The 13955-nt window shown below is 48.8% G+C and carries 13 protein-coding genes; 6 read left to right on the plus strand and 7 right to left on the minus strand.

Translation table 11 applies throughout. From position 1 onward, the window contains the following. Positions 1–31 precede the first annotated feature (31 nt). The gene (locus HRU77_10450; GenBank protein QOJ21075.1) at positions 32–475 is read left to right on the plus strand and encodes a hypothetical protein; all 444 of its coding nucleotides are present in this window, start codon (positions 32–34) and stop codon (positions 473–475) included. Positions 476–646: 171 nt separating this feature from the next. On the opposite strand, the gene HRU77_10455 is transcribed toward HRU77_10450, so the two are convergent. From HRU77_10455 to HRU77_10470, 4 genes are read right to left on the minus strand one after another with little or no spacing between them, the layout of a single operon-like run. Further along, positions 647–2347 carry a hydrogenase maturation protein gene (locus HRU77_10455; GenBank protein ID QOJ22136.1) on the minus strand — a complete coding sequence of 567 codons (1701 nt, stop codon included), beginning with the start codon at positions 2345–2347 and terminating at the stop codon, positions 647–649. A 10-nt stretch (positions 2348–2357) separates the two neighbouring features. Continuing rightward, positions 2358–3416, minus strand: coding sequence for a hydrogenase expression/formation protein HypE (hypE, locus tag HRU77_10460; GenBank protein ID QOJ21076.1), 1059 nt, complete (start codon positions 3414–3416; stop codon positions 2358–2360). Continuing rightward, positions 3416–4567, minus strand: coding sequence for a hydrogenase formation protein HypD (hypD, locus tag HRU77_10465; GenBank protein ID QOJ22137.1), 1152 nt, complete (start codon positions 4565–4567; stop codon positions 3416–3418). Before hypD ends, hypE begins: the two co-directional genes overlap by 1 nt. 10 nt (positions 4568–4577) lie before the next feature. Beyond that, complete coding sequence (locus HRU77_10470; GenBank protein QOJ22138.1) at positions 4578–4805, minus strand: HypC/HybG/HupF family hydrogenase formation chaperone; 228 nt, start codon at positions 4803–4805, stop codon at positions 4578–4580. Positions 4806–4924: 119 nt separating this feature from the next. Between HRU77_10470 and HRU77_10475 the strand changes: the two genes are divergently transcribed. Both HRU77_10475 and HRU77_10480 read left to right on the plus strand, forming a co-directional pair. After that, positions 4925–5458: a L,D-transpeptidase gene (locus tag HRU77_10475; GenBank protein QOJ22139.1), complete on the plus strand. Its 534-nt coding sequence runs from the start codon at positions 4925–4927 to the stop codon at positions 5456–5458. A gap of 277 nt (positions 5459–5735) precedes the next feature. Next, the gene (locus tag HRU77_10480; GenBank protein QOJ21077.1) at positions 5736–6026 is read left to right on the plus strand and encodes a hypothetical protein; all 291 of its coding nucleotides are present in this window, start codon (positions 5736–5738) and stop codon (positions 6024–6026) included. Between the two features lie 75 nt (positions 6027–6101). On the opposite strand, the gene HRU77_10485 is transcribed toward HRU77_10480, so the two are convergent. After that, positions 6102–7088 carry a L,D-transpeptidase family protein gene (locus HRU77_10485; protein ID QOJ21078.1) on the minus strand — a complete coding sequence of 329 codons (987 nt, stop codon included), beginning with the start codon at positions 7086–7088 and terminating at the stop codon, positions 6102–6104. Positions 7089–7514: 426 nt separating this feature from the next. Here HRU77_10485 and HRU77_10490 point away from each other — a divergent pair, with 426 nt between their 5' ends. The 3 genes from HRU77_10490 (at position 7515) to HRU77_10500 (ending at position 9863) form a co-directional block, all read left to right on the plus strand. Beyond that, complete coding sequence (locus tag HRU77_10490) at positions 7515–8711, plus strand: porin (GenBank protein ID QOJ21079.1); 1197 nt, start codon at positions 7515–7517, stop codon at positions 8709–8711. Positions 8712–8849: 138 nt separating this feature from the next. Further along, entirely contained in the window at positions 8850–9266 is a 417-nt protein-coding gene (locus tag HRU77_10495; protein QOJ21080.1) for a hypothetical protein, read from the plus strand. Positions 9267–9398: 132 nt separating this feature from the next. After that, a complete protein-coding gene (locus HRU77_10500; protein ID QOJ22140.1) occupies positions 9399–9863 on the plus strand; it encodes a hypothetical protein in 465 nt (154 codons plus the stop codon). Here HRU77_10500 and HRU77_10505 read toward each other — a convergent pair. Then, entirely contained in the window at positions 9853–11124 is a 1272-nt protein-coding gene (locus tag HRU77_10505) for a glycerate kinase (protein QOJ21081.1), read from the minus strand. The two genes, HRU77_10500 and HRU77_10505, sit on opposite strands and share 11 nt — an antisense overlap. Next, positions 11121–13940: an excinuclease ABC subunit UvrA gene (uvrA, locus tag HRU77_10510; GenBank protein QOJ21082.1), complete on the minus strand. Its 2820-nt coding sequence runs from the start codon at positions 13938–13940 to the stop codon at positions 11121–11123. The genes HRU77_10505 and uvrA overlap by 4 nt, the downstream gene beginning before the upstream one ends. Positions 13941–13955 lie beyond the last annotated feature (15 nt).

Below are 13955 nucleotides of genomic sequence, written 5' to 3' on the forward strand. Positions count from 1 at the left end.
AGTGAAATAACTTAAGAGGAAAGCGGTTGTTATGAAGAGACTCATTGCTACTATTTTTTTTATTGTTGCTATTTCGCTATCCGGTTGCGTGGCATCATCGGGAAATCATCAAGCGCCTTATATCTCACCAGCGCAATTTCAAACTTATAATTGCGATGAATTATTGGCGGAGATTGTGCGGATCCAAAACAGAGTCAGTCAATTGACGGGTAAACCGGACGATAAAACACAGGCTAAAGATAAATGGGTTCTGGGTACGGATTTGTCGCTTTCCTGGGCGACTTTATTTGCGCTGGGAGGAACCAAGGAGCAGGAAGCCGAGTACGCGCAGCTGAAGAGTGAATATGATGCGATTCAGCAATGGGCGGCGATCAAACAATGTCCTGGCGTGATTCCGCCAGCTGAAAAACCGCCGGAATTTGACCCCAATCTGGTGGATACTCACAATCTGGATAAGATATCAAACCAGCTGTGATAATGTTTTTGTTATTGATGGGATTTCCTTGAGGGGACCCTGAGAAACTACTGTGCTTGGTCATGTTGCGTTTAAATCAGGTCCAAAATGCTCATTGCTCACTCATAAATTGCATTTTTTGCCTGGTTCCTCTTTGCCGGGGCCTTCTCACTATACCTTTCTCGAATTCCTTTAAAGGCGGCGATGCCGCGCTAGGTAACGCGGTGTCCAGCCATGCGGTATTTTGTGCACGAAATGATAGCGCGCTACATGATAACTCGGGTCAAAGCCGTAGAAATTGAGTTGCATGTGACGCAGCTCTTCGTCTCTATAGTTTTGTAAAGGTTTTTTCCGCTCATCGCACAGGCGTTGCTGTTGTTTTTGCTGCAACAGCGAAAAAAGACCGGAATCCGCAGCCAAAGCTTCAGCGATACCAGCTATTTTTTTCTTGAATTCTTCTGGATTTAATGCAAAACAATCATCGATCAATCCGATCTCCCGGGCTTTTTGCGCACTGACCGGCAAGCGGTTCTCTATCAATGAATTTACTTGCGCTGCGTTGACTCGCCGGGGTAGCAGATACGTCCAATATTCCGAGCCGTAGAGATTTCCCATGCTTTTGTAATGCGGATTCAGAATTACGCTGGTGCGGGCAAAAATATAATCGGTTGCCAGCGATAGGAACACACCACCCGCACCGGCATTACCTTGCAGCGCGGCAATCGTGAGTTGGCGGTCAGTGGTGATGATGGCATGCACCAGATCGTTCATGGCGTTGATGTTAAGCCACGATTCATCGGCAGGGCTGGCGGCGTGTTCGATGTGATTCAAATGAATACCGTTGCTCCAGAAATCCGCGCCACCCATCAGCACAATAACGCGAATATCACGGCTGGCGGCTTCAAGATAAACATCACGCAAACGTTCGCATTGTGCGGTATCCATTGCGCCGTTATAAAAATCAAAATACAGATAGCCGATGTCCTTTTTTTGCTCGAACCAAATGTCCCGGTAAGTACCGGTGCCTGATTGCGCGAAGGGATCGGCCAGTATTTCCGGCACATCGACTAAATGGTTTTGTAAGGCGGTCGTGGTCGCCAGCTTGAAAGCCGGTTCGGCATCTTGTTTGTGTTTCAAGTGACCAAGCCAGACTGCGCTATCGGTTGTGGCGCGGCATATGGCATTGTTGCGCTTGGCTATGATAGTTCCGGGTTTACCCCTCAAGCTTTCTTCATAGCAGGCGTCGAACAGATAATAGGTTTCACCGAATAAGGTATCGAGAACACCGGGAAATCCATCGGCGGCATGGATTTTTCTTAGAATCGTACGCGTATTGTCATGTTGCCAATCGATGCTACGGTCGCTTTGCCGGATGGGGGTATGCAAGCGCCCTCGAACATCGGCGCGGGAATAATCCAGCGGCACCGGTTGATAAACACCTGATTCAAAGCGTATGACTGCTGCTAAAACGGCGCGGGTTGCCGCTTCGACCACTTCGTGGCGGTACAGGCTGCTTTTTTTGGCAAATCGCATCGGAAAAACTTCCGCTGCCCAGATGTCACCGGCGTCCATTTCTGCATTGGCTTGCAGCACTGTTACGCCCCATTCAGGCAGATCGTTCATAATCGCCCAGTCCAGTGCAGAAGGGCCGCGATCTCCGATGATTCCAGGGTGCACGATCAAGCAGGTATGGTTGCGCCAAACCGTTTCCGGGATGGCACGTTTCAGGAACGGCGCGATAATCAGGTCGGGTTGGAACAATCCGACGGCTTCGCAAGTGACGGAGTCGTTGATATCAAATTCGATGGATAATTCATGTTCACTCTGCGTTAATTCAACAAACAATCGTTGCGTCAGGCAGTTGAAGCTGTGCGTGAGAAACAGGATTTTCAATTTGCGGAACTTAACAAATGCGCGGCAGTTGTTCGCCGCTGAGCCAGTCGACAACGCGTGCGCCACCGAAGCCGGTTTGCATTTGCACGAAACAATGCGAATCCTCGATGATTTCACCGATGATCGCGGCATTTTTACCTAATGGGTGGACGCGCATCGCGCGCAGTAAGTGCCCGGCATCTTGTGCGGGGCAGATTGCAATGAGTTTGCCTTCATTGGCGATATACAAGGGATCCAAACCGAGAAACTCACACGCTGCTTGGACTTGTTCCTGAATCGGTAGACTGCTTTCGTGAATCATCATGCCGACTGACGATTGCTGGGCGATCTCGTTCAGGGCGGCGGCAATTCCACCGCGTGTGGGGTCGCGCAATACGCGGATGTTAGGAGTGGCGGCAATCATGTGAGCGACCAGTTCGTGCAGGGCTGTGGTGTCCGATTCGATGCTGGTTTCGAACGACAAGTTCTCGCGCTGTGCCATGACGGCAACGCCATGATCTCCGAGCGTGCCGGATACCAGTATCTTGTCACCCGGGCGCGCATTTTCCGCGGAAATGTGAATGCCTTCCGGTACCATGCCGACTCCGGTCGTGGTGATAAACACGCCGTCACCGCTGCCTTTTTCCACCACTTTGGTGTCACCGGTAATGATCGGTACCTGCGCCGTTCGCGCCGCTTGCGCCATGGAGTCGACAATGCGTTTGAGGTCGGATAGCGGAAATCCTTCTTCCAGAATGAAACCGGCGGCCAGATAGCAGGGTTTTGCGCCGGCCATGGCGATGTCGTTGATGGTGCCGTGCACTGCCAAACTGCCGATGTCCCCGCCGGGGAAGAATAGGGGGGTGACGACATGGCAGTCGGTAGACATTACCATGCGGCCACTGGAGCTTGGAAAGCACGCTTGATCATTCATCTGACGCAAAAATTCATTATCAAAAGCGGTTACAAACAATTGCTGTATCAATTGCGCCATGGCGCGTCCGCCGCTGCCGTGCGCCATTTCGATGCAGCCGTTTTTTAGATCGAGCGCGCGTGAGTATCCGGGTTTCACAAGTCCTTTTTGCGCCATTAGTTTTCCTTTGCCACGACATCATTTTTTTTTTCACGGAACCGGCCATAGCGGTAATGCGCAGCGCAGGCGCCTTCCGCGGATACCATACAGGAGCCGATCGGATTTTCGGGAGTGCAGACGGTGCCGAATATTTTGCAATCCTGTGGCCGCTTGACGCCGCGTAAAATGGCACCGCATTCGCAAGCTTTGTTGTCGGCAATGGAAAGCGCTGGGATTGGGAAGCGTTGCTCGGCATCGAAAGCGGCGTAGCGTGATTTGATTTTGAGTGCGCTATAAGGTACCCATCCCAGGCCACGCCATTCAAACGTGCGGCGTAATTCAAAAACTTCGGCGACCAGCGCTTGCGCTTTGATATTGCCAGCCGGTAAAACCGCGCGGGTAAATTCGTTTTCTACTTCAGCCCGGCCGGTATTGATTTGGCGTATCAGCATCAAAATCGCTTGCATGACGTCGAGCGGTTCAAAGCCAGCGATTACCACCGGTTTCTGAAATTCTTCGGCAAAATATTCATAAGGCTGGCTGCCGATGACAACGGAAACATGCGCCGGACCAATAAAACCATCTAGCGGAACCAAGCCGAATGCGCGCACTTCGGGCGATTGTAGGATATGAGAGATTGCGGAGGGTGTCAGGACGTGGTTGCAGAACACCGTGAAATTTTTCAGACCGAGCGCCAGCGCTTGTTGGATTACGACAGCAGTGGGCGGTGTTGTGGTTTCAAATCCGATAGCGAAGAAAACCACCTGGCGTTGCGGGTTTTCTTGCGCGATTCTCAGAGCATCCGCGCTACTGTATACCATACGGATGTCCGCACCCTGCGCTTTTGCTTTCAGCAAACTCATGCCATTACTGGCCGGAATGCGCAGCATGTCGCCGTAACTGCAGAGTATCAATCCCGGTATTTGCGCCAACTGAATCGCATTTTGCACGCGGCCGATAGGCAAGACGCATACCGGACAACCGGGGCCGTGAATCATGTGCACATTGGCTGGAAGCAGGTCGACGATGCCAAAACGCGAGATGGCATGAGTATGTCCGCCGCAAAACTCCATAAAATGGTAGTGACGCAAAGGATCCGCTTCGCATGCGATCTTGGTGGCAATTTGCCGTGCTAGGTCGCCTGCGCGAAATTCATCGACGTACTTCATGACGATGGGTTCATTCTTGATCGTGTGAGGAAATTTCGGCAAACATCGCCAGCGTGCGTTCCGCTTCCAGTGGATCCAGCTTCTGTAGCGCAAATCCAACATGTACGATGACGTAATCTCCCGGAGCAATATCTTCAACCAGAGCCAGTGAAATTTCTTTGCGGATGCCGCTCAGATTGACGATGGCGTGATTTTCGGCGGTCAATTGTTCTACAAAAGCAGGAATAGCAAGGCACATAGCCACTTAATAGGGGTTTCCAGATAAGGAAATTATGACATAATTAATTATCCTTATTATCAATAGCCTGAAAAGTGATTAAGCGAAGCTCATTTATTCATAACTTAGTAATTTTTTTGATGGGATTAGCATGCTTCCCGGTTATGCATCGTTCTGCGCAGGCTTATGAAGACGGTGTGTGGATTGATGTGGATACTTCGGAGCATATGCTGTTGGTGATGCGGGGAGAAGCTGTCCAAGCGGTATTTAAAAATGTGGCGATTGGGCGTTACGGTACCACTTGGTCAAAAGTGACAAAAGATGACAAAACGCCATTGGGCAGTTTCAGGATTGGCTGGATCAATGAGAAAAGCCGCTACTATCGTTTTTATGGTCTTAATTACCCGAATCTGGATACCGCAAAACGCGCGCTTGAAGAAAATAGAATTAACGAAGAAACTTGGCTTTCAATACTGAGAGCAAAAAGTATGGGGAAATCCCCTCCACAGAATACACCGCTGGGCGGACATATCGGTATTCACGGGATCGGTAGCGGCGATCGAGAGATTCATCATAAATATAACTGGACAAATGGCTGCATTGCGCTAACGAATGAGCAAATTGATCAACTGGGTAAATGGATTAAACCAGGTGTATTGGTGAATATCCGTTAGCGGCAATAGAGTGATATCAGAATGAGGCTGTGTGTTGTTGTGTTGTTAATTGCTTGAATTGTGTTTTTTGAGTGAAATGGCTTTTTTATTAGTTACTTAATAGATATTTTATGGTTTCTAGTACTAAAGTTTTTGTAAAATTGCCCTAGAAGCCATTTATTTTGCGGGAAAAATCGGATAAGATTCCGCCGTGCTGCTGATATTTAAGTGTCGGGAGCTATTGATAGTGGTGGATCTTTGTGCGTATTGAATAAAATAAACAACTGAGGAGATCGGAATGAAAGAGAAAATCCAGCATCCAGTTCGTATGTTAACGCTGGCAGCAATTGCAGGTGCTTTTATTGGACTGACGGGATGTGCGACCACAGGACAGCTTGAAGAACTGCAAAATAAAGTAAATGCTGATATCGCTGCAGCTAAAGCTGATGCGGCTGCAGCTAAATCGGAAGCTGCTGCTGCTAGCGCTAAAGCTAATGACGCATTGCGTATTGCTGATGAAGCAAACAGACGCTCAATGGATACAGAATCCAAAATCGATCGTATGTTTAAAAAAGCAATGCATAAGTAATTCCAGAAAAGAAATTGTTGGATCCATAAAAAAACCCCTCTCAGAGGGGTTTTTTTATGGATGATCAAACCAAACTTAATGACTGTTTTGCGTGTGTAATTGTTGCGCACGTACACGAGAGATCAGAATAGGTATTCCGCTTTTCTCTATGATTGCTTGTTTGAGTGCTTCTTGATCTATTTCAAAATCTGCAGGAATGTTTCTCTTGCTACTTTTTAATGTAAGAAAGTCATTAATGGCAGTCACTACCATTTGTTTATAATTTGAATATTTTTCCTCATCTTCTTCTAGCGGGGGGTGAAGCTCAATGTAAAGGGAATCCAATAACCAGCCGAGTTTAATAGGCTGGTTAACGACTTGTACCTGTGTGCCGACAGGGACTTTATCAAAGAGTGCCTCGATGTCTTCCGGGTACATACGGACGCACCCCGCTGAAACGCGCATTCCGACACCAAAAGGTTTAATCGTGCCATGTATCAGATAACTCCCGCCTCCGATACTCAGTCGCATGGCATGCCGTCCCAAGGGATTGGTGGGGCCTGGCGGTACTATACTGGGGTACGGTTGCTCGCCATTGGCTATTCTATCCATCTGAAGAGATTTTGGCGGTATCCAGGTAGGATCTTTCTTTTTTTCCACTATTTTCGAAATCCCTAATGGGGTTACCCAATCCATTCTGCCGATACCTACTGGATGTGTAATGATTATTGGTTTTTCACCTTTTTTAGGTTCTGGAAAATAATAAATCCTCATCTCGGGTAAATTAAGAAGCAAGCCTTTGCGTTCGGCATTGGGAATAATATAACGGCTTGGCAGAATAACTTTTGCGCCATCTTCAGGTAACCATCGGTCGACATGGGGGTTGGCCAACAAAATCTCGATCTGGCCGATATCGTATCGGCGCGCGATATCCAGTAATGTTTCCGCGCTACTGGCGTTCGTAGTCCGTATTTGACCGAATACATCAATATCGGAAGGCGGGAGTACCCATGTTTCAGCTCTGATTGAGGAATTGGCAATTAGGCTGAATACAACAAAAAAGAATAAAAAAAGTTTATGCATAGTCAGATCTTACATAGGTGCCAAGCTCAAATCATGAAAAGTGAATGTAACAGGAATGATAACTGAAATTTTCTGATTTAAAACATGAAAAAACAGAATGATTGTGTGCTATCTGGCAATAAAGCGAATGCTTTGTTGCAATATTAGTTTAGTCGAAGTGAGAAACAGGGATGCATTTATCAAAAAATAAAATGAAACTTATCATCAGAAAAACAACAAGCATGTTGCTTGAATACAACATATTGATTGTTTAATTAGCAAGACTTGTTTGTTTTTCTTGCGGTATGTTTCTGTATTGAGGCAAAATCAAATCAAACCTTTCCAAGTTGAAAGGTCCGATCAAGCGGGGTGCATTCCACCGGACTGTATGTAGTAAGGCAAAATAGGGCGGCCCCAGTCGTTTAAACATTAAAGGAGAACTTCTGTATGAAGAAGAAACTTATTTCGTTGGCAGTAGCCAGCGCACTTGCAGTTCCGATGATTGCATCAGCACAAGGAACAAATGTAACGCTGTTTGGTAGTGTGCAGGCGGAATATGCTACGGTTGACAAAGAAGGTCAGGGAAATCAAGCCATGATCGGTGATAATACCGGTCGTTCACGTTGGGGGGCGCATATTACTGAAAATCTCGGAGCAGGCCTAAAAGCTAAGGCGCATATCGAATATGGCTTCAGTACCGGTACCGGTGCTATTGGTATCGCTCGGGAACGCTGGATCGCGCTGGCGAACGATAATTGGGGTGAGTTGAAGTTTGGTCGCGTACAATCTCCATTTAAAGATTTTGCCGGTGGTATGACCATTGATCCGTTTGCTTATACGACTCTCCAGGCTTCTGGTAGCGGTGGTACCATGACGGCATCAGCTAATGGTTTGGGATCTGGTGCGCAAAGCTTTGTAGACAGTGCTGCGCGTTATGATTCGCCAAAAGTCGAAGGTTTTAGTTTTTCGGCTTTATTTATGCCTGGTTATGCTAATAGATTAGATCCAACAAATGCACTTAATCTTACTACAGACACTAATGCTGGTGCTCTAGCAAATTCTGGCGGTCGTGATGGAGCGTGGGATTTTCAGGTTGCCGGTAAATATGAAGTGCAATATCAAGGTCATAATCTAGCCGTCTTTGGTGGTTATTCTCGTGATAATGCCGGTACTAACCAAAAACTGCTTGGATTGCAGAATGAGCACGTATGGCGTGGTGGTGGTTCATGGAGTTATCAGAACTTCAAGCTCAGTGGTCAGTACGAAAATATCACGAATGCAATAGGTGCAGCTACCTGCTCTAATGCAGCTATGTTAGGTAATCCAGCCACTGGTAATGCGGATGGCTATGGGCAATGTAATTCTGCAATGAATTTGGGTGGTAGTGGTAATATCTGGTTTGCGGGCGGTCAGTATGATTGGGGCAATACTAGCTTTATCGCTCAAGGCGGTATGACGCATGCGCACAGTGTATCTGGCAGTGCAAATAGTCGCCAAGTAAGCAGCTTTACGGTTGGTCTCATACATAATCTAAGCAAGCGTTCAAGCTTATTTGGTGGTTATCAAAGAGCAATGGTTGATGATAAAAATGCTGTATTCAGAGATAGCAATACCTACAATATAGGTATGCGTCACAACTTCTAAGAAAGTTTTGATCTCGTAAAAAAGGCACCGATTGGTGCCTTTTTTATTGTTAAAAGAAATTAAATCTGATTCACTTTTTTCTTGGGGTAAATTTATAATTCAAGAAATTTGGTGGATATTTATGGAGAGTTTGCAGTCATGAGCATGAAGAAATGGACTGATGAAGAACTGATTAGTACGCGAGATAATCTTGAGGCATGGGAGAGTCGCAGCAAGAATTCGGGGGCGGGCTCGAAATTATGGCTGTTGACGGCACTCTTGGGTGCGTTTGCCATTTCAACCGGGGTTGCATTTATCTTTCTTGATGGCATCGATGTGATGAGCGTTATACTGATCATTATGGGAACGGTGACGTGCTTCTCGTGGTACCGAAGTGAAAAGCAACGTAAGGATAATGTTGCATTTCTTGATGAGATTCGCAAGGAAATAAAATCGCGCAAACTGAAAGACGCTGCAAAATCAAAAGATAAAGACGGTAAGCAAGTAGAAGAAATTAAAGAAGATAACAAAAAAGAATCATCCGCCGTAGAAACGCAAGCTACAGACAAAAATTAATGAAAGAAAGATCGGGATTATGGTCCGGGTATAAGAATGGGTAATTTATTAACGACATTTGCTCAATTTTTTACATCTAAAGCGATGCATCCGGGAAAAAACGCTCCGAATGCAGATGCATTTGATTTGCCCATGTTGCAACCGGATGATCGCGTGATTTTTGAAGCGCTCTGTCAATTTATATGGATCCAGGGCGATCCATTGCCGCTTATCTTCGATGTGCAAAGTGAGATTTATACGAAACAAGGAATTACGCGATCGACCCTCACACGGCTTAAAGAACTCGATTTAATCGTGTTTGAGGAAAGCGGTTTTGTAAAAAAAGGCTACGGTAAGCATACGCGATTATTTTATGGCGGTAAGCCGACGAAAATAGGCTTTCAGGCTGATGCCAATAATTATCTGGATTTGGGGCATGTGTTGTTAACCGAATGCGGTAAGAAATTGGCTTTAGCTATTAACGCGCCGAGAAATCAACCATTCTACGAATATGTAATCGCAAGATGGTACCAGCAAGGATTGCTTCTATCGTCGATACAGGTCGACCGCAATCACAAAACTGAGAAGATCAATTGTGCGTGTTCGGTTAAAGAATAAGGATGGCGCGGTAATCATTCACATTGGTATAAGTGGCACCGGTGATCACCAAATCGTTTAATTGCTGGAAAAAGGTGTAGGCATCGTTATTGTTCAGAAACGCTGCAGCATTCAATCCCAGTTTTTCCGCGCGTGCTAATGAATCCGGTGTGATCAGCGCGCCGGCATTGTTTTCGCTGCCGTCCAATCCATCCGTGTCACAGGCAAGTGCATAAACTTTTTGCAGATCACCAAGTTCAATCAATAGCGAGAGCAAAAATTCAGAGTTGCGTCCGCCGCGTCCATTACCTTTGATGGTGACGGTGGTTTCTCCGCCGGACAGTAGTGCCACTGGTGCTTTTAACTCGTGCGGATAGCGCCGGATTTCTCTGGCGAATGCCGCGTAGCTTTTGGCGATTTCACGTGCCTCTCCGGTCACGGTGTCGCCGAGAATCAACGGCGTGATGCCGTGACTTTGAAAATACTGCGCCGCTGCAACTAATGAAGCATGTGCATTGGCGATAATACGGTTTTCGACTTGGGAAAAAATGGCGGAGTTTGGTTTGGGAGTTTCATGCACGATACCATCTCTGCCTGCACATAAAATCTGCCGGACTGCGGGAGGCGCGTCGAGATTGTAGCGATCCAACAAGGCAAGTGCATCGGAAAAGGTGGTCGGATCGGGTGCGCACGGGCCGGAGGCGATATGTGTCGCAGCATCGCCGGTCACATCCGAAATGATCAAAGCCAATACAGGCGCCCGGCAAGCTGCGGCAAGCGAGCCGCCCTGGATGGCCGACAGATGTTTGCGCACCGTGTTGATTTCTTGAATGTTTGCACCGCAGCGCAGCAATTGCTGCGTGATTTCTTTGAGGTCTTGCAATGAGATACCGTCAACGGGCAAAGCAAGTAAGCTGGATCCCCCGCCGCTGAATAGACAAAGCAATAAATCATCCGGGGTGAGTGTCCTGACCATGGTTAGAATTTCATGTGAAGCTTGTTCACCATGACTGTCCGGTAACGGGTGTCCAGCTTCAACGACTTTAATTTTGCTCGTAGGCAAACGATGTCCATAGCGCGTGACTACCAGACCGTCGAGCGGTGCATCCGAAGGCCAGTTGCGCTCAACCGCTTGTGCCATGGCGGCAGCAGCTTTGCCTGCACCGGCCACGAGCGTGCGGCCTTTGGGCGGTTTGGGGAGATGTTGCGGCACGATATGCAGCGGATCAGCGGCTTTCACAGACACCGAGAAGCTTTCCAGCAAAACGCTGCGTGGATTCATTTGGTTAGCATGGATTGCAAGTAGTGGCCGGTAAAACTGTTGCTATTGGCGGCAATCGCTTCCGGTGCGCCTTCCGCGATAATGCATCCGCCGCCGTCGCCGCCTTCCGGGCCCAGATCGATAATCCAATCAGCGGTTTTAATCACATCCAGGTTATGCTCAATCACAACCACGGTATTGCCGTGATCGCGCAGCCGGTGCAGTACTTTCAGCAACAGATCGATATCCTGAAAATGCAGGCCGGTCGTGGGTTCGTCCAGTATGTATAAAGTACGTCCGGTATCGCGCTTCGATAACTCGAGCGATAGTTTCACCCGCTGTGCTTCCCCGCCGGACAGCGTGGTCGCAGACTGGCCCAACGTGATATACCCAAGGCCGACTTCCAGCAGTGTTTGCAATTTACGCGCAACGACCGGTACCGACGAGAAAAATTCGTGCGCATTTTCCACCGTCATCTCCAATACTTCGTTGATATTTTTTCCCTTGTACTGGATTTCCAACGTTTCGCGGTTATAGCGGCGGCCATGGCAGACGTCGCAAGTCACATAGATGTCCGGCAGGAAATGCATTTCCACCTTAATTACGCCGTCACCCTGGCAGGCTTCGCATCGTCCGCCTTTGACGTTAAAGGAAAACCGCCCGGGCGCATAACCGCGTTCGCGCGCTTGCGGTACGCCGGCGAATAAATCCCGGATCGGCGTGAACAAACCGGTATAAGTGGCCGGATTGGAGCGCGGGGTGCGTCCGATCGGGCTTTGATCCATATTGATCACTTTGTCGAAAAAAGCGAGCCCGTCGATATTTTGGTAAGGTGCGGGTTCGGTGTTGCTGGCGTAAAGGTGCCGGGCTACCGCGCGATGCAGCGTCTCGTTGATTAGCGTGGATTTCCCCGATCCGGAAACGCCGGTGACACAAACAAACAATCCTACCGGCAGGTTGAGTGTGACGTTTTTAAGATTATTCCCGGATGCGCCTTCAATGCGCAGCATCCGCTCAGGATTGGGCGCATGGCGCTGCTCCGGTATGTGGATCGCGAGCTGGCCGGACAGGTATTTACCGGTCAGGGAGCGGTCGTTTTCCTGGATCGCTTGCGGGCTGCCTTGCGCCACCACGAAACCGCCGTGTTCGCCGGCGCCCGGTCCCATGTCGACGACATAGTCCGCAAGCAGTATGGCATCCTGGTCGTGTTCGACGACGATGACGCTGTTGCTCAGATCGCGCAGGTGTTTGAGGGTATCCAGCAGGCGGCCGTTGTCGCGTTGGTGCAAGCCGATGGAAGGTTCATCCAGAACGTACATGACACCGGTCAGGCCGGAGCCGATTTGACTGGCGAGGCGGATACGCTGTGATTCGCCGCCGGATAACGTATCGGCTGAGCGATCCAAGGATAAATAATCCAATCCAACATTGTTGAGGAATTGCAGGCGGCTGGAAATTTCTTTGACGATGCGTTCGGCGATCGATTGCTTGTGTCCCGATAGCGCGATCTGATCAAAAAATTGCTTGGCTTTTTTTAGCGGAAAGGCGCTGATCTCAAAAATTGCCTGACCGGCGACACGTACGTGGCGTGCCGACTGGCATAAGCGCGTACCCTGACACTCCGGACAGACTTGCGCGTTGAGGTATTTCGCCAATTCCTCGCGCACCGTTTGCGACTCGGTTTCCTTATAGCGCCGTGTCAGATTCGGAATGATGCCCTCAAACGGATGCGTTTCCTGTTGTTTGCGTCCGCTTTCGGTTAAGTAAGTAAAGTGAATCTTTTCCTTGCCGGAGCCATGCAGAATGATGGTGCGAGTGGATTCATCCAGATTTTCAAATGGTGTTTCCAGGTCGAATTGATAATGCTGTGCCAGGCTGGTTAATAGTTGAAAGTAAAATTGATTGCGCCGGTCCCAGTTTCTGACCGCACCGGCAGCCAGTGAGAGATGCGGAAATGCGACCACGCGCGCGGGATCGAAAAACGTGATTTGCCCCAGGCCGTCGCATTTGCTGCAAGCGCCCAGCGGATTGTTGAACGAAAATAACCGGGGTTCTAATTCGGATAACGAATAACTGCATACCGGACAGCTGAATTTGGCGGAAAAGAGATGTTCGTGGCTGCTATCCATCTCGACCGCCAATGCGCGCCCCTCGGAATGGCGCAAAGCCACCTCGAATGATTCCGCCAGCCGTTGCTTTGCGTCTGCGGATACTTTCAGGCGATCGATCACAACTTCGATCGTATGCTTTTTGGTTTTTTGCAGCTTGGGCAACGCATCGATTTCATACACTTCACCGTCGATGCGCAGGCGCACAAACCCTTGTGCGCGCAGTTCATCGAATAAGTCGGTTTGCTCGCCTTTGCGCTCCACGATTAGCGGGGAAAGAATCATCAGGCGCGTATCGGCTGGGAGCTGCAACACATGATCGACCATTTGCGACACGCTTTGCGCGGTCAGCACGATATTGTGCTCGGGGCAGTACGGATCGCCGACGCGGGCAAACAGTAGGCGCAGGTAATCGTGAATTTCCGTGACCGTGCCGACGGTCGAACGAGGATTGTGCGATGTGGCCTTTTGCTCGATGGCGATGGCTGGAGAAAGTCCTTCGATCAAGTCGACATCGGGTTTTTCCATCAACTGCAAAAACTGCCGGGCATACGCCGAAAGCGATTCCACATAGCGGCGCTGGCCTTCTGCATAAAGCGTATCGAATGCCAGCGAGGATTTGCCCGATCCCGACAAACCGGTAATGACAACCAGCTTGTTGCGTGGCAGATCGAGGCTGATGTTTTTCAGGTTGTGCGTGCGCGCACCACGTATTCTTATGGATTCCATGAACTATCTATGTAT

The organism is Gammaproteobacteria bacterium (assembly GCA_015709615.1).
GTDB lineage: Bacteria > Pseudomonadota > Gammaproteobacteria > Burkholderiales > Nitrosomonadaceae > Nitrosomonas.